This window comes from Streptomyces sp. NPDC101225 (genome assembly GCF_044767585.1).
Taxonomy (GTDB): Bacteria; Actinomycetota; Actinomycetes; order Streptomycetales; family Streptomycetaceae; genus Streptomyces.
The window spans coordinates 106,126-128,407 of record NZ_JBIWOE010000003.1 but is presented as its reverse complement, the minus strand read 5'-3'; the positions used below and the strand labels follow the sequence as shown (position 1 = coordinate 128,407).

22 protein-coding genes are annotated in these 22,282 nt (G+C 71.9%); 7 read left to right on the top strand and 15 right to left on the bottom strand.

Going from position 1 to position 22,282, the window contains the following annotated elements; translation table 11 throughout:
- Positions 1-100 precede the first annotated feature (100 nt).
- Together ACIRPX_RS05440 and leuA are read right to left on the bottom strand one after the other, a co-directional pair.
- Positions 101-796 (bottom strand): TerB family tellurite resistance protein, encoded by a 696-nt coding sequence (locus tag ACIRPX_RS05440; protein ID WP_404188577.1) that lies wholly within the window; start codon positions 794-796, stop codon positions 101-103.
- A 184-nt stretch (positions 797-980) separates the two neighbouring features.
- A complete protein-coding gene (leuA, locus tag ACIRPX_RS05435) occupies positions 981-2,711 on the bottom strand; it encodes a 2-isopropylmalate synthase (protein WP_404188574.1) in 1,731 nt (576 codons plus the stop codon).
- Between the two features lie 318 nt (positions 2,712-3,029).
- On the opposite strand from leuA, the gene ACIRPX_RS05430 reads away from it, so the two are divergent.
- The 4 genes from ACIRPX_RS05430 (at position 3,030) to ACIRPX_RS05415 (ending at position 7,035) form a co-directional block, all read left to right on the top strand.
- The gene (locus ACIRPX_RS05430; protein ID WP_404188572.1) at positions 3,030-4,103 is read left to right on the top strand and encodes a M4 family metallopeptidase; all 1,074 of its coding nucleotides are present in this window, start codon (positions 3,030-3,032) and stop codon (positions 4,101-4,103) included.
- 21 nt (positions 4,104-4,124) lie between these two features.
- Positions 4,125-4,391: a protealysin inhibitor emfourin gene (locus ACIRPX_RS05425; protein ID WP_404188570.1), complete on the top strand. Its 267-nt coding sequence runs from the start codon at positions 4,125-4,127 to the stop codon at positions 4,389-4,391.
- A 65-nt stretch (positions 4,392-4,456) separates the two neighbouring features.
- Positions 4,457-5,779, top strand: a complete 1,323-nt coding sequence (locus ACIRPX_RS05420) for a GH1 family beta-glucosidase (protein WP_404188567.1) — start codon at positions 4,457-4,459, stop codon at positions 5,777-5,779.
- Positions 5,776-7,035: an MFS transporter gene (locus ACIRPX_RS05415; protein ID WP_404188564.1), complete on the top strand. Its 1,260-nt coding sequence runs from the start codon at positions 5,776-5,778 to the stop codon at positions 7,033-7,035. Before ACIRPX_RS05420 ends, ACIRPX_RS05415 begins: the two co-directional genes overlap by 4 nt.
- 15 nt (positions 7,036-7,050) lie before the next feature.
- On the opposite strand, the gene ACIRPX_RS05410 is transcribed toward ACIRPX_RS05415, so the two are convergent.
- Positions 7,051-7,905: an NAD-dependent epimerase/dehydratase family protein gene (locus tag ACIRPX_RS05410; RefSeq protein WP_404188561.1), complete on the bottom strand. Its 855-nt coding sequence runs from the start codon at positions 7,903-7,905 to the stop codon at positions 7,051-7,053.
- A gap of 136 nt (positions 7,906-8,041) precedes the next feature.
- On the opposite strand from ACIRPX_RS05410, the gene ACIRPX_RS05405 reads away from it, so the two are divergent.
- Positions 8,042-8,899 carry a helix-turn-helix transcriptional regulator gene (locus ACIRPX_RS05405; RefSeq protein ID WP_404188558.1) on the top strand — a complete coding sequence of 286 codons (858 nt, stop codon included), beginning with the start codon at positions 8,042-8,044 and terminating at the stop codon, positions 8,897-8,899.
- On the opposite strand, the gene era is transcribed toward ACIRPX_RS05405, so the two are convergent.
- Positions 8,879-9,832 (bottom strand): GTPase Era, encoded by a 954-nt coding sequence (gene era / locus ACIRPX_RS05400; protein ID WP_404188555.1) that lies wholly within the window; start codon positions 9,830-9,832, stop codon positions 8,879-8,881. The genes ACIRPX_RS05405 and era overlap by 21 nt on opposite strands.
- A 194-nt stretch (positions 9,833-10,026) precedes the next feature.
- Here era and ACIRPX_RS05395 point away from each other — a divergent pair, with 194 nt between their 5' ends.
- Positions 10,027-11,337: an ammonium transporter gene (locus ACIRPX_RS05395; protein WP_404188553.1), complete on the top strand. Its 1,311-nt coding sequence runs from the start codon at positions 10,027-10,029 to the stop codon at positions 11,335-11,337.
- Positions 11,334-11,672 (top strand): P-II family nitrogen regulator, encoded by a 339-nt coding sequence (locus ACIRPX_RS05390; RefSeq protein ID WP_404188551.1) that lies wholly within the window; start codon positions 11,334-11,336, stop codon positions 11,670-11,672. Before ACIRPX_RS05395 ends, ACIRPX_RS05390 begins: the two co-directional genes overlap by 4 nt.
- Here the strand turns inward: ACIRPX_RS05390 and ACIRPX_RS05385 are convergent.
- From ACIRPX_RS05385 to ACIRPX_RS05335, 11 genes are all read right to left on the bottom strand, one after another.
- Positions 11,566-12,594 (bottom strand): WxL protein peptidoglycan domain-containing protein, encoded by a 1,029-nt coding sequence (locus ACIRPX_RS05385; protein WP_404188548.1) that lies wholly within the window; start codon positions 12,592-12,594, stop codon positions 11,566-11,568. The genes ACIRPX_RS05390 and ACIRPX_RS05385 overlap by 107 nt on opposite strands.
- 55 nt (positions 12,595-12,649) lie before the next feature.
- Positions 12,650-13,978: a beta-xylosidase gene (locus tag ACIRPX_RS05380; protein WP_404188545.1), complete on the bottom strand. Its 1,329-nt coding sequence runs from the start codon at positions 13,976-13,978 to the stop codon at positions 12,650-12,652.
- A 164-nt stretch (positions 13,979-14,142) separates the two neighbouring features.
- Positions 14,143-14,619 carry a hypothetical protein gene (locus ACIRPX_RS05375; protein ID WP_404188542.1) on the bottom strand — a complete coding sequence of 159 codons (477 nt, stop codon included), beginning with the start codon at positions 14,617-14,619 and terminating at the stop codon, positions 14,143-14,145.
- Between the two features lie 212 nt (positions 14,620-14,831).
- Positions 14,832-15,185: a cytidine deaminase gene (locus tag ACIRPX_RS05370; protein ID WP_404188539.1), complete on the bottom strand. Its 354-nt coding sequence runs from the start codon at positions 15,183-15,185 to the stop codon at positions 14,832-14,834.
- A gap of 57 nt (positions 15,186-15,242) precedes the next feature.
- Complete coding sequence (locus ACIRPX_RS05365; protein ID WP_404188536.1) at positions 15,243-15,602, bottom strand: MmcQ/YjbR family DNA-binding protein; 360 nt, start codon at positions 15,600-15,602, stop codon at positions 15,243-15,245.
- Complete coding sequence (locus ACIRPX_RS05360; RefSeq protein WP_404188534.1) at positions 15,599-16,906, bottom strand: hemolysin family protein; 1,308 nt, start codon at positions 16,904-16,906, stop codon at positions 15,599-15,601. The genes ACIRPX_RS05365 and ACIRPX_RS05360 overlap by 4 nt, the downstream gene beginning before the upstream one ends.
- On the bottom strand, positions 16,903-17,400 hold the full coding sequence (gene ybeY, locus ACIRPX_RS05355; RefSeq protein WP_399134086.1) for an rRNA maturation RNase YbeY: 498 nt from the start codon (positions 17,398-17,400) through the stop codon (positions 16,903-16,905). The genes ACIRPX_RS05360 and ybeY overlap by 4 nt, the downstream gene beginning before the upstream one ends.
- Before the next feature lie 13 nt (positions 17,401-17,413).
- Entirely contained in the window at positions 17,414-18,487 is a 1,074-nt protein-coding gene (locus tag ACIRPX_RS05350; protein WP_404188529.1) for a PhoH family protein, read from the bottom strand.
- A 141-nt stretch (positions 18,488-18,628) separates the two neighbouring features.
- A complete protein-coding gene (locus tag ACIRPX_RS05345) occupies positions 18,629-19,774 on the bottom strand; it encodes a carbohydrate kinase family protein (protein WP_404188527.1) in 1,146 nt (381 codons plus the stop codon).
- 288 nt (positions 19,775-20,062) lie between these two features.
- Positions 20,063-21,352, bottom strand: a complete 1,290-nt coding sequence (locus tag ACIRPX_RS05340; protein ID WP_404188524.1) for a glucarate dehydratase family protein — start codon at positions 21,350-21,352, stop codon at positions 20,063-20,065.
- The gene (locus ACIRPX_RS05335) at positions 21,349-22,245 is read right to left on the bottom strand and encodes a 5-dehydro-4-deoxyglucarate dehydratase (RefSeq protein ID WP_404189261.1); all 897 of its coding nucleotides are present in this window, start codon (positions 22,243-22,245) and stop codon (positions 21,349-21,351) included. The genes ACIRPX_RS05340 and ACIRPX_RS05335 overlap by 4 nt, the downstream gene beginning before the upstream one ends.
- Positions 22,246-22,282 lie beyond the last annotated feature (37 nt).

The window sequence follows — 22,282 nt, the reverse complement described above, 5'->3', positions numbered from 1 at the left end:
GCGAACGGTCAGCGCCACGCCACCCTGCCCGGCACATCACACCCCGCCGGACGAGAACGGACCCACCACCGACAACGACGCGAGCCCCCGCAGCACCGGATCACGACGGCGTACGCGCCGCCGCCAGCAGGCGGGTCACGTCGTCCCCGCAAATGGTCAGCGCCGCACCCACCGTGCTCAGCACATCACGCTCCGCGGGCGTGTACGGGCCGTCGGCGAGAGCGATGCGGGCCCCCTGCAGCAGAATCGACTCGCGGCCGACGGCAGCCAGGTGCGGGGCGAGCGGGTCCAGCGCCTCGTGCAGTTCGATGGCGAGTCCGGCGCCGCAGGGCTCGCCGTAGACCCGGCCGGTGTCCGCGGCCAGCGCGTCGACGAGGGCGCTGAGCTGGTCCTCGGTGCAGTCGTCGAAGCCCGCCGCGCGGACCGTGCCCGCGGCGGCCTGCAGGGCGGTGCGCGCACAGGTGCCGCCCGCGGTGAGCACCGCCAGGGCGACCGTGTGCACGGCGTCGCGGAGCATCGCGGAGAAGCGGGTGGTGGTGGGGTGGTCAAGGGCGTCGGTGCCGAAGTGGCGACGGCAGGAGGCGCATTCGACGACCGGCGCGGTCTCGCCGCGCGGCAGCACGGGCACGCCCAGGACGATGAAGCGACGGTGGCCCGTCAGGCGCTGGTAGTTGCGGTCGCCGCCGCACCCGGGGCAGAAGAACTCGCCGTCGCCCACGGGCGTCCACGCGGTGCGGGTGCCCAGCAAACGCGCAGGCCTGGCGGCTCGGCCGTCTCGTCCCCGTACTGGCAGCACGTCGCACCTCCTCACCCCGCGGCCCCATCGCCGCGCTGGCGTGATGTTAGCCACATCCTTGAGCCATAGTCAGTACCCCGGACGAGACCTTTCCGTGACCTCCACGAACAGATGGCCGATAAACGACGGCGCCCCGGCCGCCGTGCACAGCGGTCGGGGCGCCGGGAAGGCCCGGTCGGAGGGGTCAGCGGGCGGCTCGGTTGACGGCGGAGACGACCGCCTTCAGCGAGGCACGCGTGGTGTTCGCGTCGATCCCGATGCCCCACAGGACCTTGCCGTCGATCGCGCACTCGATGTACGAGGCGGCCTGCGCGGACGCGCCCTCGCTCATCGTGTGCTCCTGGTAGTCCAGCAGGCGTACGTCGATGCCGATGGACTGCAGGGCGTCGAAGAAGGCCGAGATCGGACCGTTGCCCGATCCGGCGAGGACGGTGTCGGTGCCGTCGACGGTGGCCTCCACCGTGAGGGTGTCCACGCCGTCGGTGTCGGTGGTCGACTGGCCGTTGTTGACCTGGATGCGGCCCCAGGGGTTCTCGGGGTTCGGCAGGTACTCGTCCTGGAAGACCGACCAGATGTCGGAGCCGGTGATCTCGCCGCCCTCGGCGTCCGTCTTGGCCTGGATCAGCTTCGAGAACTCGATCTGCATCCGGCGCGGCAGGTCCAGCTTGTGGTCGTTCTTCAGGACGTAGGCGATACCGCCCTTGCCGGACTGCGAGTTGACGCGGATGACGGCCTCGTAGGACCGGCCGACGTCCTTGGGGTCGATCGGCAGGTACGGCACGGCCCACTCGATGTCGTCGACGGTGACGCCCTTGGCGGCCGCGTCGGCCTCCATCGCGTCGAAGCCCTTCTTGATGGCGTCCTGGTGGGAGCCGGAGAAGGACGTGTAGACCAGGTCGCCCACGTACGGGTGGCGCGGGTGGACCTCCATCTGGTTGCAGTACTCCCACACACGGCGGATCTCGTCGATGTCGGAGAAGTCGATCTGCGGGTCGACGCCCTGCGAGAACAGGTTCATGCCCAGGGTGACCAGGTCGACGTTGCCGGTGCGCTCGCCCTGCCCGAACAGGCAGCCCTCGACGCGGTCGGCGCCGGCCATCACGGCCAGCTCGGCGGCGGCGACGGCGGTGCCGCGGTCGTTGTGCGGGTGGACCGAGAGCACGACGTGCTCGCGGCGGGACAGGTTGCGGTGCATCCACTCGAAGCGGTCCGCGTGCGTGGAGGGCGTCGAACGCTCCACCGTGGCGGGCAGGTTGAGGATGATCTCGCGGCCCGGGCCGGGCTGGTAGACGTCCATCACCGCCTCGCAGACCTCCAGCGCGAAGTCCAGCTCGGTGTCGGTGAAGATCTCGGGGCTGTACTGGTAGCCGAACGTCGTGCCGTCAGCCTCCGGGCCCAGCAGCTTCTCGGCGTACTCCATCACCAGACGGGTGCCGTCGACGGCGATCTGCTTGATGTCGTCCTTGGAGCCGCGGAAGACGACCCGGCGGAAGACCGGGGCGGTGGCGTTGTAGAGGTGGACGTTCGCGCGCCTGGCGCCCTTCAGCGACTCCACGGTCCGCTCGATCAGGTCCTCGCGGGCCTGGGTCAGTACGGAGATGGTGACGTCGTCCGGGATCGCGCCCTCGTCCTCGATGATCGAGCGGACGAAGTCGAAGTCGGTCTGGCCGGAGGCGGGGAAGCCGACCTCGATCTCCTTGTAGCCCATCTTGACCAGCTGGTCGAACATCCGGCGCTTGCGCTCGGGCGACATCGGGTCGATCAGGGCCTGGTTGCCGTCACGCAGGTCCGTGGAGAGCCAGCGGGGGGCGGCGGTGATCCTCCGGCCGGGCCAGGTGCGGTCCGGGATGTCGACCTGTTCGTAGCGGCCGTACTTGTGGATCGGCATGGTGCTGGGCTGCTGGCGGTTCGCCATGATTGCGGGGCTCCTCGAGGTGTCCGAAGGACGGCCGACGACGCAACGCGAAGCACCGCGGGGAGGGAGTCGACCTGGACTACAGGCCCTCGCCGCGGCAGCTAAGAAGAAGCAGCCCGAAACGCATGATGCTCCGCATGCTAGCCGAGCCCCTCCGGATGCGGGGCGCCGTATCAGTATGCGGGACCCGGACAGCAAATGGGGCAAAACGTGCGCCATACCACTCCGTCACGGAGCGTGCGGGCCGCTGTCCCCATATTTCACCAATCATGGTTGCGGGTAGTGACACTGGAATGACTCAGTGCAATGGTGCCGGGCATGACGAAGACCAACGGGGGCTTCGAGCCCGTCTTCTGCACCGTCGTACCTCCGCACATCCTCGACAAGCTGGCCCAGCACGAGGACTCCGCACTCGCCGCGACCGCGCGCAGGACACTGGAGCGCGACGCCTACGAGCGCACCCACCGCCGGATGACCACGGTCATCGGCGCTCCGACCGTCGCCCCGCCCGCCGGCGCGGCGAGCGACCAGCCGCACCGCACGATCTACGACGCCCGCCACCACACCGACCTGCCGGGGAAGAAGATCCGCGCGGAGGGCTCGGACCCGGGCAAGGACGCCACCGTCAACCGCGCCTACGCGGGCCTCGGCGCCACCTTCGAGCTGTACCTGAAGGCGTACGAGCGCTTCTCGATCGACGGCGACGGCCTGCCGCTCGACGCGTCCGTCCACTTCGACAACGACTACAACAACGCCTTCTGGAACGGCGAGCAGATGGTGTTCGGCGACGGTGACGGCGAGATCTTCCTCGACTTCACCATCCCGATCGACGTCATCGGCCACGAACTCACGCACGGCGTCACGCAGTACACGGCCAACCTCACGTACTTCGGCCAGCCCGGCGCCCTCAACGAGTCGCTGTCCGACGTCTTCGGCTCGCTGATCAAGCAGTACACGCTCGGTCAGACCGCCGCCGAGGCCGACTGGCTGATCGGCGCGGGCCTGCTCGCCCCGCGCGTCACCGGCAAGGCGCTGCGCTCCATGAAGGCACCGGGCACGGCCTACGACGACGACGTCCTCGGCAAGGACCCGCAGCCGGGGACCATGGACGACTTCGTGCGCACCGGCCGCGACAACGGCGGCGTCCACATCAACTCCGGCATCCCCAACCACGCCTTCTACCTGGCCGCGGCCGCGCTCGGCGGCAACGCCTGGGAGAAGGCGGGACAGGTCTGGTACGACGTCCTGACCGGCGGCGAGCTGAAGAAGGACGCCCTGTTCGCGGACTTCGCGAAACTCACGGTCGCCGCGGCCAAGGCCCGCTTCGGCGAAGGGGACGAACTTCAGGCCGTCCTGAAGGCCTGGGAGCAGGTCGGGGTGCGGACCTCGTAGTTCCGTACTAGACACGGACCCATGCGAATTCGAGTGAGGCGCACGGGTGGATTCGCCGGCATCGAGCGCCAGGCCGAGGTGGACACCTCCGGGCGGAGCGATGCCGGGGAATGGCACTCCCTGGCCGAGCAGGCCGTGGCCGGCGGGCACAGCAAGCCGCCCGCCGGCGTTCCCGACGGGTTCAGCTACGAGATCACCGTGGACGGCAGAACGTTCTACGCCGCGGACCCCCGGCTCACCGAGGAGCAGCGGACGCTGATCTCCAGGGTGCTGAAGGAGGGAGCCTGAGCTCGTAACAGGTCGTCCGTGCGCGGGCGTTGACTTCCGTTACCGGGGGTACGGATGATCCGCGCATGGCGACTGAACCGTTCGACGCGGACACCCCGATGCCCCGTTTCCCGGCCGGATTCCTGTGGGGCGTGTCGACCTCGGCCCATCAGATCGAGGGGGCGGTGGACCGGCGCGAGCCGTCCGTGTGGGACGTCTTCACCGCCGAACCGGGCCGGGTGAAGGACGGCTCCACGGCGGCGGTGGCCTGCGACCACTACCACCGCTACCGCGAGGACGTGGCCTTGCTGGCCGGCCTCGGCGTGGACGCGTACCGCTTCTCGATCTCCTGGCCGCGGGTGCGCTCCGAGGGCGGCCTGGACTTCTACGACCGGCTCGTGGACGAGCTGTGCGCGGCGGGCGTGCGGCCCGTCCCGACCCTCTTCCACTGGGACCTGCCGGTCGCGCTGGACTGGCTGGAGCGGGACACGGCGGCGCGGTTCGCGGAGTACGCGTCGGTGGTGGCCGAGCGGCTGGGCGACCGGGTACAGAAGTGGATCACCCTCAACGAGCCCGCGGAACACACCCTGCTGGGCCATGCGCTGGGCGCGCACGCGCCGGGCAGGCACCTGATGTTCGACGCGCTCCCGGTCGCCCACCACCAACTGCTCGCCCACGGCCTGGCGGTACGGGCCCTGCGCGCGGCCGGCGCCACCGACATCGGGATCGCCAACTCGCACGGCCCGACCTGGCCGGCGTCCGGGCAACCGGCGGACGTGGAGGCGGCGGACTTCTACGACCTGCTGCTCAACCGCCTGTTCGCCGATCCCCTGCTGCTCGGCCGGTACCCGGACGGGCTGGGCGAGCTGATGCCCGGCGACGTCGAGTCCGACCTGAAGGTCATCGCGGAGCCGGTCGACTGGTACGGCGTCAACTACTACGCGCCGACCCGGGTGGGCGCCCCGCAGGGCGCGGACATCGACTTCGGCGGCCTCACCATCCCGGCCGAACTCCCCTTCTCGGTACGGCAGATCGAGGGTGTGCCGGTGACGGACTTCGGCTGGCCCGTGGTCCCCGAGGGTCTGACGGAACTGCTCACCGGCTTCCGCGAGCGCTACGGCGACCGGCTCCCTCCGGTCGTCATCACCGAGAACGGCTGCAGCTACGAGGGCGTCGACGACCAGGACCGGATCGCGTACCTGGACGGCCATCTGCGGGCGCTGCACCGGGCGTGGGAGGCGGGCGTGGACGTGCGCGGGTACTTCGTGTGGTCGCTGCTGGACAACTTCGAGTGGGCGGAGGGGTACGCGCGCCGCTTCGGGCTGGTGCACGTGGACTACGCGACGCAGAAGCGCACGCCGAAGGCGTCGTACGACTGGCTGCGGGGCGTGCTGCGGGCGCAGGGATGACCTCCCTGGAGCGTCCGGTTCCGGCCGCGCTCGCCGAGCCGACCCGGCGGGTGGGGCGGGGCTGGACGGCCTCGCTCTCGCTCGCCAACGGGGCGATCTGGGTGGGCTGGTACGGCCCGCTGCAGATCCTGCTGGCCTCCCAGGCGAAGGACTTCGCACCGGGCTCCGGCATGTCCAAGGAGACGATGCTGGCCTGGGTGACGGGGGCGGGCGCGGCGGTGTCGCTGGTCGCCAACCCCGTCTTCGGCGCGCTCTCGGACCGGACCACCTCGCGCCGGGGCCGCCGTACGCCCTGGATCGTGGCCGGCACGGCGGGCGGCGCCCTGTCGCTGCTGCTGCTCGCGGGCGCGGACGGCGTGTGGACGATGGCGGCGGGCTGGTGCCTGGTCCAGCTGACGCTGAACGCGGCGTTCGCGGCGGTGACGGCGGCGGTGCCGGACCGGGTGCCGCGCCTGCAGCGCGGCTCGGTGGGCGGCTGGTTGGGGGCGGCCCAGATCCTCGGAGTGGTCGGCGGGACGGGGCTCGCGACGGTGGCCGGGGGCATCGGCGCCGGGTACGCGGCGTGCGCGGTGTTCACGGTGGTGGGCGTGCTGCCGTACGTCGTGGGCCACGAGGACCTGCGGCTGGCGGCGGCGGACCGGCCCGCCTGGTCGTGGCGGGGCTTCCTGGCGGGGTTCCGGCTGAGCCCGCGCCGGTATCCGGACCTGGGCTGGGCCTGGCTGACCCGCTTCCTGATCAACCTCAGCAACGCCCTCGTCCTGCTGTACCTGCTGTACTACCTGCGCGACCGCCTCCACTCCTCCGATCCCGACGAGGGCGTGCTGATCCTGACCGCCGTGAACGGCGTGACGCTGCTCGCCACGGTCGTCGTGGGCGGCGTCTGGTCGGACCGCTCGGGACGCCGCAAGCCGTTCGTGATCTGGTCGGGCGTGCTGATGGCGGTGGCGACGGCGGCCCTGGCGAGCTGGCAGACCTGGCCCGGCGCGATCGTGGCGGCGGCGGTCCTCGGGGTCGGATTCGGCGTGTTCACCTCCGTCGACTTCGCGCTGATGACGGACGTCCTGCCGAAGGCGTTGGACCGCGGGAAGGACCTGGGCGTGATCAACATCGCCAACGCGCTGCCGCAGGTCGCGGCGCCCGCCCTCGCCGCGCCGATCGTGACGTACCTGGGCGGCTACCGGGTGCTCTACCTGGTGGCGGCCGTGATCGGTCTGGCGGGGGCGGTGCTGGTCGGACGGATCAGGGGCGTGGAGTGAGCGGTCCTGGGCCGGCTAGAGGGCGCCGGCGTCCCGGGCCGTCCAGACGCTCGGGTACATGGGGCGGAAGCCGAGGTCGCGGCGGATGCGCCGGTTGGACATGATCCCGTGCCACGGGTCGGGGTCGGTGTTCTCGTACAGCGCTGCGGGCACCTCCAGGCCGTTGAGCCCGTACAGCTCGACCGTCGTGACGGGGGCGTCGTCGGCGATGTTGTAGATCCGGCCGTCGATGCCCGGCGCGTACAGCAGCCGCATCAGGCCCTGGGCGACGTCCGCGTGATGGGCCATCTGCAGGCGCTGGTGCGGGGCCCAGTTCGGCGCCCAGTGCATGACGTTGGCGAGGTGCGGGTCGCCCTCGCCGTAGACGAAGGGGAGCCGTCCGATCCGCACGGCCAGGCCCTCCATCGCGAGCAGTTCGCGCTCGGCCTCGGCCTTCGACGCGGGGTAGGCGCCCCACAGCGCGCCACCGGGCCGGCTCTCGTCCTCCTCGGTCAGCGGGCGGCCCCGGCCGGTGCCGTACACATTGCCCGTGCTGACCTGCACGAACCGCTCCACGCCGGCACCCTGCGCGGCCCGTCCCAGCGCCACCGCCGCGTCCCGGTTGACGGCCCACGCCTCCTCGTCGGGCACCCCGCGGAAGGAGGCGGCGACGTTCACGACGGCGTCCACCCCGGCGAGCGCCTTGCCGAGCGTCTCCTCCTCGCGCATGTCCCCCACGGCCACCTGGGCGCCCAGCTCCGCGAAACGCTCACCGCGGGCCGCGTCCCGCACCAGGACCCGCACCTGCTCCCCCGCCTCCCGCTGCGCCAGCAGCCTGGGCACGAAGCGCCGCCCGACCTGTCCCGTCGTCCCGGTCACCAACGTCAGCATGATGTGCTCCTCACACGTTCTGTCGTCCGTTCTCGGTGACCAGCCTCGGCGCACGGGGCGGCGGCCGGGAGAGACCTCTTCATCAGGGGATCGGCACTCCCTGGATAAGCCGGCCGCCCTCCCGCACCCTGGAGAGGTGAACCGCGCCGAACTCGCCGACTTCCTGCGCCGCGGCCGTGCCCGCCTGGACCCCTCCGACGTGGGCCTCGCGGCCGGGGCCCGGCGCCGGACGCCCGGGCTGCGGCGCGAGGAGGTGGCCCAGCTGGCCGGCATGTCCGTGGACTACTACACGCGCCTGGAGCAGTCCCGGGGCCCGCGCCCGTCCCGCCAGATGCTCGCCGCGCTGGCCCGCGCGCTGCGGCTGACGCGCGACGAGCGCGACCACCTCTTCCACCTGACCGGCGAGGAACCGCCCCGCCGGGAGGCGACGAGCAGCCACGTGCGCCCGGGGCTGCTGCTGGTCCTGGACCGGCTGCACGACTGCCCGGCCCTGGTGGTCACCGACTGCGGCGAGGTCCTGGCGCAGAACGCGATGTCGCGGGCGCTGAGCGGGGACCTGCTCGCCCGCCCGCCCCGCGAGCGCAACATGCTCCGCCGGTTCTTCCTGGACCCCTCGGCCCAGGGGCTCTTCCCGCCCGAGGACCGCCCGGAGCGCGCCCGCGAGCAGGTGGCCGGCCTGCGCGCGGTGGCGGCGGCCCGCCCCACGGACCCGGAGCCCGCCGCGCTGGTCGCCGAACTACGCGCAGGCAGCGAGGAGTTCGCCCGTCTCTGGGACGAGCACCAGGTCGCCGTCCGGCGCGCCTCGACCAAGCGCTTCCGGCACCCGACGGTCGGTGTCCTGGAACTCGACTGCGAGGTCCTCGTCAACTCCGACCACAACCAGCAGCTGGTCGTCCACACCGCCCGCCCGGGCACGGAGTCCTACGAGCGGCTGCGGCTGCTGCGCGTGGTGGGCCTGCAGGACCTGACGCCGTCAGAAGCCGAGGCGCCGTAGCTGCTTGGGGTCCCGCTGCCAGTCCTTCGCCACCTTGACGTGGAGGTCGAGGAAGACCGGCGTGCCCAGCAGCGCCTCGATCTGCTTGCGGGACTTGATCCCGACGTCCTTGAGCCGCTTGCCCTTGGGGCCGATGACGATGCCCTTCTGGCTGGACCGCTCGATGTAGAGGTAGGCGTGGATGTCCAGCAGCGGCTTGTCCGCGGGCCGGTCCTCGCGCGGCAGCATCTCCTCGACGACCACCGCGATGGAGTGCGGCAGCTCGTCGCGGACGCCCTCCAGCGCCGCCTCCCGGATCAGCTCGGCCACCATGACCTGCTCGGGCTCGTCGGTGAGATCGCCCTCGGGGTAGAGCGCCGGGCCCTCGGGAAGCAGCGGGATGAGCAGGTCGGCGAGCAGGTCGACCTGCCGGTCCCCGACGGCCGACACCGGCACGATCTCCGCCCACTCGATGCCGAGCTCCTTGCCCAGCTGGTCGATCGCGATCAGCTGCTCGGCGAGGGTCCTGGCGTCGACCAGGTCGGTCTTGGTGACGATCGCGACCTTCGGGGACTTCCTGATCCCCGCGAGTTCCTTCGCGATGAACCGGTCACCGGGGCCGATCTTCTCGTTCGCCGGCAGGCAGAAGCCGATGACGTCGACCTCCGCCCAGGTCGTGCGGACGACGTCGTTCAGCCGCTCGCCCAGCAGCGTCCGCGGCTTGTGCAGCCCCGGGGTGTCGACCAGGATCAGCTGGGCGTCCTCCCGGTGCACGATGCCCCGCACGGTGTGCCGCGTCGTCTGCGGCTGGTCGGCGGTGATCGCCACCTTCTGCCCGACCAGAGCATTCGTGAGGGTGGACTTGCCCGCGTTGGGGCGGCCGACGAAGCAGGCGAAGCCGGCCCGGTGGACGGTCTCGCCGGACGCTTCGGATGACTGGGTACGAACGCTCATGCCCAACATTCTCCCTGATCCAAGAGGGAGCGCCGTACCACGCCCCCCACACCGCCGTCGCGGTGAGCTTTTCGAAACCCGCACGCAACGAAACACCGCGGAAACACACCCGTGCACAACCGGAAACGCGCGGCGGTGACGCTCTGACGAGCCCCCGCCCGAGGGGACGTGCCCCCACCGCGACGGAGACGCCCGTGACCCTCGCCGCCCCGCACGCCGACACCGGCGACACCGCCTGGCTGCTCGCCGCCACCGCCCTGGTCCTGCTGATGACGCCGGGCCTGGCCCTCTTCTACGGCGGCATGGTCCGCACGAAGAGCGTCCTCAACATGCTGATGATGAGCTTCGTGTCGATCGCCCTGGTCACGGTGGTCTGGCTGGCCGGCGGCTATGCGCTGGCCTTCGGCGACGACGCCGGCGCCGGGCTGATCGGCGATCTGCGGCACGCGGGCATGGCCGGTCTCGGCCCGTCCAGCCTGCACGGCACCGTCCCCACCCTGCTCTTCGCGACCTTCCAGCTCACCTTCGCGATCATCACGGCGGCGCTGGTCAGCGGCGCGATCGCCGACCGCGCGAAGTTCTCCGCCTGGCTGGTCTTCGTGCCCGTCTGGGCGCTGCTCGTATACGTTCCCGTCGCGCACTGGGTGTGGGGCCCCGGCGGCTGGGTGCTGGACCGGCTCGGCGCACTCGACTTCGCCGGCGGGATGCCCGTCGAGATCACCTCCGGCGCCTCGGGCCTCGCCCTCTGCCTGGTCCTCGGCCCGCGGCTCGGCTTCAGGAAGGACGCGATGCGCCCGCACAACCTGCCCATGGTGATGCTGGGCGCGGGCCTGCTCTGGTTCGGCTGGTTCGGCTTCAACGCAGGCTCGGCCCTCGGCGCCAACGGGCTCGCCGCGGCCGCCTTCCTCAACACCCTCGCCGCCGGCTGCACCGGCCTGCTCGGCTGGCTCTTCGTGGAGCAGAAGCGCGACGGCCACCCCACCACCCTGGGCGCCGCGTCCGGCGCGGTCGCGGGCCTGGTCGCGATCACCCCGTCCTGCGGCTCGGTCTCCCTGCTCGGCGCGCTGGTCGTCGGCCTCGCCGCCGGCGTCGTCTGCTCGTACGCCGTGAGCTGGAAGTTCAAGCTCAACTACGACGACTCCCTCGACGTGGTCGGCGTCCACTTCGTCGGCGGCATCATCGGCACCCTGCTGATCGGCGTCTTCGCGCAGAAGGCGATGACCGGCGGCCCCGAGGGCCTCCTCTACGGCGGCGGGCTCACCCAGCTGGGCAGGCAGCTGGTCGGCGTGGTGGCCGTGGCCGCGTACGTCTTCCTGGTCACGTACGCCATCGGCAAGGTCATCGACAAGGCGATGGGCTTCCGGGCGAGCGAGGAGCACGAGCACAAGGGCCTGGACCTTACGGTGCACGCCGAGACGGCATACGATCACGGCGTCCTGGGCCACGGCGCCCCGGTCTCGTCCTCCGTCCTCTCCTCCGCCCAGAAGGTCAAGAGCCAGGCATGAAGCTGATCACCGCGATCGTCAAGCCCCACCGCCTCGACGAGGTGAAGACCGCGCTGCGGGAACTCGGTGTGCACGGGCTGACCGTGACCGAGGCCAGTGGATACGGCCGGCAGCGCGGGCACACCGAGGTCTACCGCGGCGCCGAGTACCAGGTCGACCTGGTCCCCAAGGTGCGGATCGAGGTGGTCGTCGAGGACGCGGACTCCGACGCCGTGATCGACGCGATCGTCAAGGCCGCGCAGACGGGGAAGATCGGGGACGGGAAGGTGTGGGCCCTGCCCGTCGAGACGGTCGTACGGGTCCGGACGGGCGAACGCGGTCCCGACGCCCTCTGACCACCAGGACGGTCCCGACGGCGACCACCACGAGCAGCACCACGGCCACCACCCACGGCAGCGCGAAGAAGGACGCGCTCGCCGACTCCCGGGTGTGCGGCGCGCTCGCCGTCAGCGTCACCTCGCCCCAGTCGAGTTGCGGCGCGCCCCGCCATGGCTCGGTGAGCTCCACCCGCTGGCCGGGCAGCAGTTCGGCGGGGACGCGGGTGAGGGCGCGGGAGAGCAGGGTGCGGCCGAACAGGCCCTCCGCGCGCAGCTCCACCTTGGGGTTCAGGGTGACGTTGCCGGTGTTGTGGAGGGTGTAGGAGACCGTCGCCGTGCTGTCGCCGAGACCGGGGACGAGGGGCTGGTGGTGGACGACGTGGACGTTCTCGACGGCGATCGCGGGCAGGGCCGGGCCGCTGACGCGGAGGTAGACGCGGGCGCCGACGGCCCGCCGCACGCCCAGGGCGAGTGAGCCGCGGCCCTTGTCGACCCGTTCGTCGAGGGCCACCAGCGCGCCCGGGTGGTCACCGGGTTCGGCGCCTTCCGGCACGCGCAGGGTGAAGGGCACGGTGACCTTGCCGTGCGCGGGGACGGTGACCCGGGGCCGCGCGGGCTTCGCCCACGCGCCGACGCCCCGCTGCGTCTCGGTCACGGTCTGCACGGCGAATCCGCCGTCCCGCGCGGTGTTGTAGGCGTCGGCCGCGTACAGCCGGAGGGTCAGCGGCTTCGCCGTCCTGTTGGCGACGACCACCTTGTCCTTGAGGGTCGTCCCGGGATCGGCGGAGAGGTAGAAGTACGGGCGCGCGGCGATCTGCGAGGAGGCCGGGTACACGGACCAGCTGCCGTTGTCGGCGGCGCGCGCGGGTGCCGCGGGTACGGCGAGGACGGCGGAGGCGGCGAGGAACAGGCCGAGAACGAGGGCGTACGGCGTGCGCATGGGTGCGGACCCCCACGGCGAGGAGTGGGACGGGCGGGTGCGGGCGCCCGTGCGGTCAGGTGAGCGTCAGGGTGAGCACGCCCGTGTAGGTGCCGGGAGGCGTGAACGCCGGGACGTCCAGGGAGAGCCCGGCGTCCGCGGTGAACTCACCGCCGGTGAGTGTGCCGTCGGAGGTGGACGCCAGGGTCGCCCCCGCACTGCCCACCGTGCCCGGCGAGCCGGCCTGACAGGTGCTCGGGCTGCCCGCCTTGGTGGCGCACGCGGGCGTCCAGCTCAGCCTGCCCGCACCGATCTTGGCGCCGGGACCGGTGAAGTCGGTGACCTTGCCGGTCAGGGACCAGCCCGCGGGCCCGCCGCGGAAGTCCTTGACGGTGACGGAGTTCAGGGCACCGGTCGAGGCCCCGCCCTCGCCGAAGTCGACCGCCGACAGGGCGACGGAGTCCCCGGCCTGGGACATGGACAGCGTGCCGGCCTTCACCGTGGTCGTCAGCTTCTGGCTCCCGTCGGGGACGGGGGTGGTGTCGTTGACGACGTAGGCGGCGGGCCCGGCGCCCTGGGCGGCGCTCCACGCGCTGCCCTCGTACGCCACGACACCCGTCGTCGTCGTGTCGTTCACGACCAGGGAGCCGCTGAAGGCGCCGTCGGTGCCCGCGGTGACGGTGGCCGTGTCCGCCGTCTGGGTGTCCCCGGAGCGCCCGGCGAGCGTGACGGTGGCCCCCGGGGTGAAGTCGGTACCGCTGACCGTGACGCTGTCGCCCGCGTTCCCCGAGGCCGAACTCAGCGAGATGGCACGGTTGTTGGCGGGACTGGAGTCCGTCGCGGTGACCGTCTCGGAGACCGGTGCGGGTGCGTTGGTCACCGTGCAGGGGGTGTCCAGTTCGAGGATGTAGCTGGTGTGGATGTTGTAGTCGCCCGGCGAGAGCGTGATCGCGCCGGGCGCGGTGACCTTGAAGGTGCCGGTCATGGAGAACGACGGGAAGGCGCCGTTGCCCGGCACCGGGTCGTTCTTCTTGGGGCCGGCGACGGTGACGTCACCGGTCTGCGCACCGCCGAGCGTGACCTTGCCGGTGGGCGTCATGATGTCGGCCGGCAGGGCGATGGCGGTGGGGTTGCTGGCGGCGGGCGTGACGACGGTGTAGGTGACGGTGACGGTGTCACCGACCTTCGGGGCGGTGTTGTCCACCGTGACGGCGGCCGTCGTCGTGCCGTCGATCGGCGGGATGCCGGCGACGGCGGGCGGGATGCAGTGCGTGGCGAAGTCCACGTTCGTGGCGGCGCCCGCCGGACAGGCCAGCGCGCCGCCCGCGGAGACCGCGAGCGCGGTCGCGCCGAGCAGTGCGGCCCAGCGGCGTCTTCGGTCTGCTCTTCGGGTGGTCGGATCCATGGGTGGTGCCCCCTCTCTCTGGTGCGCTCACTGGGGGCATTGATGTGTGGATCGCGTGAGAAGTCAATGGAGATGCCGGAACTGAACTGATGGACCGTCAGTTCCACAGGTTCGGGAACCGACGGTCCGTACCCGCTCGTCCGGCGCCGGCCGGCCGCGCCGGCTCAGTCGAACACGAACGGTCCGGGCGACTGCGGCCCGGTCGCCGTGCAGGTGATGGTGATGCCGAAGACGGTCATCCGCAGCGAGCCGCCGTTGGCGTCGAGGCTGTCGCCGGAGGCCACCGTGCCGGTGAGCGGACCGACGCTGACGGGATCGCCCGCCGCCATCGCCGGGTTCCTGGTGCCGGTGAACGCGGTCGTGCCGCCGCCCGCCTCGGCCATGGTCAGCGTGGAGGAGATCGAGTCCTGGGACAGGGCGATCGGGGCGGTGATCGCGGACGACGTGAGGGTGATGGTGGCCGACGTGCCGTCCTGGGTGGCCGTGAGGGTGGCCTCGCCGCCGCCGAAGAAGCCGCAGTCGGCGGTGATCGTCGCCGACTGCGGGGTGACGGCGAGGGCGCTGGGTGCGAACGCGAGCGAGGCGGCCGCGAGGGCCCCCGCCGCCATGGCCGCACCTGTGCTGATACGTCTGGCTCTCATGGAGATCCGGTTCCCTTCCCGTGTCTGGGAATTGCCATGTGGGGATGGTGGGGAGAGGTCCGGACGGGCCGCCGGGTCGGCGTGGTGCGGTACGCCGGGTGGGGGGTGGCGCGTTGGATCTGACGGTCCGTCGGAACTACCGGTTCCATTGATGCGCGTGGGGCGGACACACGGCAAGGACGAATTCCGGACGACTCTGAAGCGGCCGGTTTTCAGCCCGCGGTGACGGTGCTGCGGACCGCTCCGTCCGGCCCGGCCACCAGCACCGGGGTCCGCGGACCGCCCAGGTCCGCCACCGCGGCCCGGTCCTCGTCCGCGGCCGCCCCGGCCTCGGTCACCACGGCCGCCGCCTCCAGCGACTTCGCGCCCGAGGCCACCGCCATGGCCACCGCCGTGCGCAGCGCGCTCAGTTTCAGCGACGGAAGATCGACGGTCCCGGCGACGTACGTGCGCCCCGTCTCGTCCCGTACGGCCGCCCCCTCGGGCACGGCGTTGCGGGCCCGCGCGGAACGGGCCAGGGTGACGATCTTGCGGTCCTCGGGGTCGAGCGCGCTGCTGTCGGTCATGAGCCGAGCATACGGAGCACCGGGGCCGCCATCCGGCCACGGGGTGCATCGGCACGCTCAGGGACGGTCGAGCCGCAGTCGCTCCGCGCGCGGCAGACCGGCCACCACCAGGTCGTAGGAGTCCTCCACGAGCTCCCGGACGAGCCGCTCGGGGAGCTCGCCGTCGACGGTGACGGTGTTCCAGTGGCGCTTGTTCATGTGGTAGCCGGGACTGATCAGCCCCGCGTACTCGGCGCGCAGCCGCACCGCGTCCTCCGGCTCGCACTTGAGGTTCACGGTCAGCGGCCGCGCCTCGAGGTTCGTCAGCGCGAACATCTTGCCCAGCACCTTGAAGACGGAGGTCTCCGGGTTGAACGGGAAGTCCTCCACCGCGGCGTTGAAGGACAGGCAGAGGTCGCGCAGCTCCTCGGGGCTCACTCCTCCTTCGCCTCCTCCTCGGGTGCGACGGGCGGCGCCAGCGGCTCCACCAGGACCGTCACGATCTTGTTGCGGCGGCCGGAGGCGGCCTCGGCGGTCAGGCGGAGCGCGCGGCCGTCGGGGAGGTCGACGACCGACGAGGCCTCGGCGATGGGGACGCGGCCGAGGGCCTTGGCCAGCAGGCCGCCGACGGTCTCCACGTCCTCGTCGTCGAACTCGTCGAGGCCGTAGAGCTCCCCGAGGTCGGTGATGTCGAGGCGGGCGGTGACGCGGTAGCGGTCCTCGCCGAGGTCCTCGACCGGCGGAAGCTCGCGGTCGTACTCGTCGGTGATCTCACCGACGATCTCCTCCAGGATGTCCTCGATGGTGACGATGCCCGCCGTGCCGCCGTACTCGTCGATGACCACCGCGACGTGGTTGCGCTCCTGCTGCATCTCGCGGAGCAGGTCGCCGGCGTTCTTGGTGTCGGGCACGAAGGCGGCCGGCCGCATGGCCGTCGAGACGAGCTCGGACTCGGCGTCGCGGCTGATGTGCGTCTTGCGGGCCAGGTCCTTCAGATACACGATCCCGACGATGTCGTCCTCGCTCTCGCCGGTGACCGGTATGCGCGAGAAGCCGGAGCGGAGCGCGAGGGTGAGGGCCTGCCGGATGGTCTTGTAGCGCTCGATGACGACCAGGTCGGTGCGCGGGACCATGACCTCCCGCACGAGTGTGTCACCGAGCTCGAAGACCGAGTGCACCATGCGGCGCTCCTCGTCCTCGATCAGCGACTCCTTCTCCGCGAGGTCGACCAGCGCCCTGAGCTCCGCCTCGGAGGCGAACGGGCCGCGCCGGAAGCCCCTGCCGGGGGTGAGGGCGTTACCGATCAGGATCAGCAGGTTCGGGATCGGGCCCATGATCCGGGCCAGCGGCAGCAGCACGTACGCCGCCACCGTCGCCGTGTTCAGCGGGTGCTGGCGGCCGATGGTGCGCGGCGAGACGCCGACGGCGACGTAGGACACCAGGACCATGACGCCGATCGCCACCAGCAGGGCCCGGGTGGTGCCCGGGAACTCCTGGAGGCAGGCGTACGTGACCAGCGCCGCGGCCGCCATCTCGCAGGCGACGCGGACCAGCAGCGCGACGTTCAGATAGCGCGTCGGGTCGGCGGCGATCTGCGCGAGCTTCGCGCTGCCGCGCCGGCCGGAACGCACCGCCTCCTCGGCGCGGAAGCTGGAGACGCGTGCGAGGCCCGCCTCGGCGCAGGCGGCGAGCCAGGCGACGACGACCAGGGCGATGGCGCCCGCGACGATCTCGGCGCTCATGAGACGGTCGGGGCCGGGGACGGGCCGGTCAGGCCCTTCTCCGCGCGCCAGCCGTCCACGATGGCCGCCTGGAGGCCGAACATCTCGGCCTTCTCGTCGGGCTCCTCGTGGTCGTACCCGAGGAGATGCAGCACTCCGTGGACGGTCAGGAGCTGCAGCTCCTCGTCCATGGAGTGCTGCGTCGGCGCCTCGTCACCCTGCTTCTTGGCGACCTCGGGGCACAGCACGATGTCGCCCAGGAGGCCCTGCGGGGGCTCCTCCTCGTCCTTCGACGGAGGACGCAGCTCGTCCATGGGAAAGGACATGACATCCGTGGGCCCCGGCAGATCCATCCACTGCACGTGCAGCTGCTCCATGGCGTCGGCGTCCACGACGATCACCGAGAGCTCGGAGAGCGGGTGGATGCGCATCCGCGCGAGCGCGTAGCGGGCGATGTCGAGGATCGCCTGCTCGTCGACCTCGGTGCCGGACTCGTTGTTGACGTCGATCGACATGGTGCTGCTCGGTCTACTTCCCCTTGTGCCCGGACTGCCTGCCCCGGCCGCCCTTGTGGCCGCCGTTCTCGGTGCCGTGCTTGCTGTCGTACTTCTCGTACGCGTCGACGATACGGCCCACCAGCTTGTGCCGTACGACGTCGTGGGACGTGAGGCGGGAGAAGTGGACGTCCTCGACGCCCTCCAGGATGTCCTGGACCTGGCGCAGGCCCGACTTGGTGCCGCTGGGCAGGTCGACCTGCGTCACGTCACCGGTGATCACTATCTTCGAGTCGAAGCCGAGCCGGGTGAGGAACATCTTCATCTGCTCGGGGCTCGTGTTCTGGGCCTCGTCCAGGATGATGAAGGCGTCGTTCAGGGTACGGCCGCGCATGTAGGCGAGTGGTGCGACCTCGATGGTGCCGGCGGCCATCAGGCGCGGGATCGAGTCGGGGTCGAGCATGTCGTGCAGCGCGTCGTAGAGCGGGCGCAGATAGGGGTCGATCTTCTCGTAGAGCGTGCCGGGCAGGAAGCCGAGCCGCTCGCCGGCCTCGACCGCCGGACGGGTCAGGATGATGCGGTTGACCTGCTTGGACTGCAGGGCCTGCACCGCCTTGGCCATGGCGAGGTAGGTCTTGCCGGTGCCGGCGGGGCCGATGCCGAAGACGACCGTGTGCTTGTCGATCGCGTCGACGTACCGCTTCTGGTTGAGGGTCTTGGGGCGGATGGTGCGGCCGCGGGAGGACAGGATGTTCTGCGTCAGTACCTCGGCCGGGGTCTCCTGGCCGTCGCTCGTCCCGTTCTCGCTCGCCTTCAGCATGGCGATCGAGCGTTCCACTGCGTCCTCCGTCATCGGCTGCCCGGTGCGGAGCACCAGCATCATCTCGTCGAACACGCGCGAAATGAGGGCGACGTCCTTCGAGTCGCCGACCGCGCTGATCTGATTGCCCCGGACATGGATGTCGGCCGCCGGGAAGGCCGTCTCGATCACGCGCAGAAGGGAGTCGCCGGACCCCAGAACGGTGACCATCGGGTGCTGGGCGGGGACGGTGAACTCTGCTCGTGCCTGCCCCTGCGCGGGGCTGTGAGCTGTGGGTGTCTGAGTCATGGGCCGGCTCGTAGGCCTTGCTCGTCCTCCTCGTTACGGCACGCTAGCCGCTGGGGCTGCCTGGCGATTTCAAGGGTACGCCGGGGCGGTGACAACGCCGTAGGGCTTTTCCGTGCCCCGTGTTTCACAGGGCCGCGCCCGCTACGCGGACCTGAAACCGATCGTCGGCACCGCCCGGCGCAGCGGCCACGGCCGCGCCTCCTCCTCCGGCACGAGCCTCTGCAGGAAGGCGTACCGGCGCAGGGCGGCCGGGTCCTGGCTCCGCACCGACTGCACCTCGCGCCACCAGGCGCCGATCTCGGACCAGCCCGGCGCGGACAGGGAGCCGCCGAACTCCTGCACCGACAGGGCCGCCGTGAGGCCCGCGAAGGCGAGGCGGTCGGCGAGGGGCCAGCCGGCGAGCGTGCCGGCGACGAAGCCCGCCACGAAGACGTCGCCCGCGCCGGTGGGGTCCAGGGCCTCCACCGCGATGGCGGGGACCTCGGCGGTCTCGCCGGTACGGCGGTCCACCGCGTACGCCCCCTCGGCGCCGAGGGTGACCACCGCGAGCGGTACGTGTTCGGTGAGGGCGTGGGCGGCGGCGCGGGGGCAGGTGGCGCCCGTGTACCGCATCGCCTCCTCCGCGTTCGGCAGGAAGGCCTCGCAGTGTTCGAGGTCGGCCAGGCCCGCGAGGTCCCAGGCGCCGCTGTCGTCCCAGCCGACGTCGGCGAAGATGCGGGTGCCGCGGGCGGCGACCTCGGCGATCCAGGGGGCGCGCCTGCCGGGGGTGAGCGCGGCGATGGCGGCACGCGCGCGGGGGGTGAGGTCGTGGTTGCCGGCCTGGTCGAGCACGGCCTCGAAGGGGGGTTCGTGGCCGTGGGAGACCATCGTGCGCTCGCCCTCGTACGCCATGGAGACGGTGACCGGGGAGTGCCAGCCGGGGATGGTGCGGGAGGCGGACAGGTCGATGTGCTCGCCCTGCTCCAGCGCGTCCCAGCAGTACTCGCCGTAGTGGTCGTCGCCGAAGGCCGCGGCCAGCGACGTCCGCAGGCCGAGACGGGCCAGTGCGGTGGCCATGTTCGCCACGCCGCCGGGGCTCGACCCCATCCCGCGCGCCCAGGACTCGGTCCCGCGCACCGGGGCGGAGTCGAGCCCGGTGAAGATGATGTCGAGGAAGACGGTGCCGGTGAGATACACGTCCCAGGGCGGATCGTCCGGACGGCGCAGCGCGGCCAGGGGGTCGACCTGGGCCTGGCACTGGGGTCCTCGGGTGATGGGCGACGGTCCCTTCCCGGTGGGCGTGATCACGGTGCGCTCCCTGACATGGTGCGGATCAGGCCAGTGTGCACCACCCCGCCGACAGCGCGCCGCCGCCGCGGCCCCGCCCGCTCAGGCCGCCGCGCCCCCCGGCCGCGCCGTCCGGGCGGCCCCGGGAGTCGCCTTCCGGGCCGGGGCGGCGGCGGGTGCCGGGCGCGCGCGGACGCGGTCGTTCTCGGGGCTTGCCGCGGACACGAGCGGCTCCGGTCGTGAGCAGGGGAAGGGGAGGGTGCCGGTCAGGGGGCCGGGGCGGGGCCAAGAGGGTGGTGCGGCGCGGCATCACCAGCGGGGGACGGTGGGGGTGACCCACCGGGGGTCCGCGGCGCGCATCGCCGCCGCGTCGTCGCGCTCGCGCAGCGTGCCGTCGTCGTCGAGCCACCGCCGGTGCAGCGACTGGAGCTTCGCGCGGTCGAGTTCGACGCCGAGGCCCGGCGCGTCGGAGACGGCGACCTTGCCGCCGGCGAAGGTCAGCCGCTCGGTGAGCACGTCCTCGGACTGCCAGGGGTAGTGGGAGTCACAGGCGTGGTGGAGGTTCGGCACGGTGGACGCGACATGAGTCATCGCGGCCAGGCTGATCCCCAGGTGGGTGTTGGAGTGCATGGAGACACCGACGCCGAAGGCGCGGCAGACGGCGGCGAGTTGCTGGGTGTTGCGCAGCCCGCCCCAGTAGTGGTGGTCGGACAGGACGACCTGGACGGCGCCCTGGGTGAACGCCTCCTCGATCTCGGCGAACGTCGTCACGCACATGTTGGTGGCCAGCGGCACGCCCGTGGCGGCGGCCACCTCGGCCATCGCCGGGGTGCCGAGCGCCGGGTCCTCCAGGTACTCGAGGACGTCCCCGAGCTCCGCGGCCACCTTCAGCGAGGTCTCCACCGACCAGGCGCCGTTGGGGTCCAGGCGCAGCGGGTGCCCGGGGAACGCCTCGGCCAGCGCCCGGATCGCGGCGATCTCCTGGTCGGGCGGGAAGACGCCGCCCTTGAGCTTGAAGGAGGTGAATCCGTACCGCTCCGTGAACGTCCGGGCCTGCTCGACGACCCCGGCCGGGTCGACCGCGGCACCCCAGTCGTCCTGCTCGCAGACCACGCCCTCGGGGTGGCCGGCCCACCTGTAGAACAGGTAGGCGCTGTACTCGACCGCGTCGCGCACCTTGCCGCCCAGCAGCGCGTGCACGGGCAGGCCGAGCGCCTTGCCGAGGGCGTCCAGACAGGCGACCTCGAAGCCGGAGACGACGGACAGCCGCAGCTTGTCGGCGGTCTGCACACCGCGCAGCCCGCCGACGTCGACCTGCCCGCAGATCCGGGTGCCGTCCACGGCGACCTCGTCCGCGATCGTGAACAGCCCGTTCAGATCGGTGACTTGACGCCCCCTCAGCTTCCGGGCGAACGGCCGTGCCAGCTCCAGGTACTGGGTGTCGCCGTACGTCTCGCCCACACCGGTGATCCCGTCGGCCGTCACCACCTCCACGACGAGGCGCGGGGTGTACGGCTGGTGCACGCCCTGCGTGTTGAGCAGCGGCGGGTCGGCGACCAGGATCGGCGTCAGCCGTACGTCGGTGATGGTGAGGTTCACAGGGAGGCTCCTACGAGGTCGAGTCCGGTGGACAGCAGGGTCGCGAGGTCCGCCAGGTCGGCGGCCGAGGGGTCGGCGAGCGGGGCGCGCACGGGGCCGACGGGCCGGCCGCGCAGCCGGGCCGCCGCCTTCACCAGTGACACGGCGTATCCCGGTACGCGGTCGCGGAGTTCGACGAGCGGGACGTAGAAGTCGCGCAGCAGTGTCTCGACGGTGGCCAGGTCCTCCTTCCGCAGCGCCGTGAAGAAGGTGTTCGCGATCTCCGGGGCGAAGGCGTGCACGGCCGAGGAGTAGGCGGGGACGCCGACGGTGGCGTAGGCGCGGGCCTGGATCTCGGCGGTGGACGCGCCGTTGAAGAAGAGGAAGCCCTCCGGGGCGGCGAGGGTGAGGCGCTGGAGGCGGTCGAGGTCGCTGTGGCCGTCCTTGAGGCCGATGACGTTCGCAATCCCGGCGATGCGCCGCAGCGAGTCGGCGGTGAAGGCGACCTGGCCGCGCTGGTAGGCGATGAGCGGCAGCCGGGTACGGGCCGCGATCCGCTCCAGCTGGGCGACCAGGCCGTCCTGCGGGGCGGCGACCAGGTAGTGCGGCAGGACGAGGAGCGCGTCGGCGCCGGCCTCCTCCGCGATGCGCGCGAACCGCGCGGCCTGCGCCCAGCCGTAGCCGACACCGGCGACGACGGGCACGCGCCCGCCCGCCTCCTCGACCGCGACGGTCACCACCTGCCGGTACTCGTCCTCGTCCAGCGAGAAGAACTCGCCGGTGCCACAGGCCGGGAAGACGGCGCCGGGCGCGGTGGCGAGCTGGGCCGCGAGATGGGCGCGGCAGCCCTCCGGGTCGAGCGAGCCGTCGTCGTGGAACGAGGTCAGCGGGAAGGAGAGCACCCCGTCCTCCATCCCGTCCCGCAGCCTCCCGACAGCCGTCCTCGTCCCG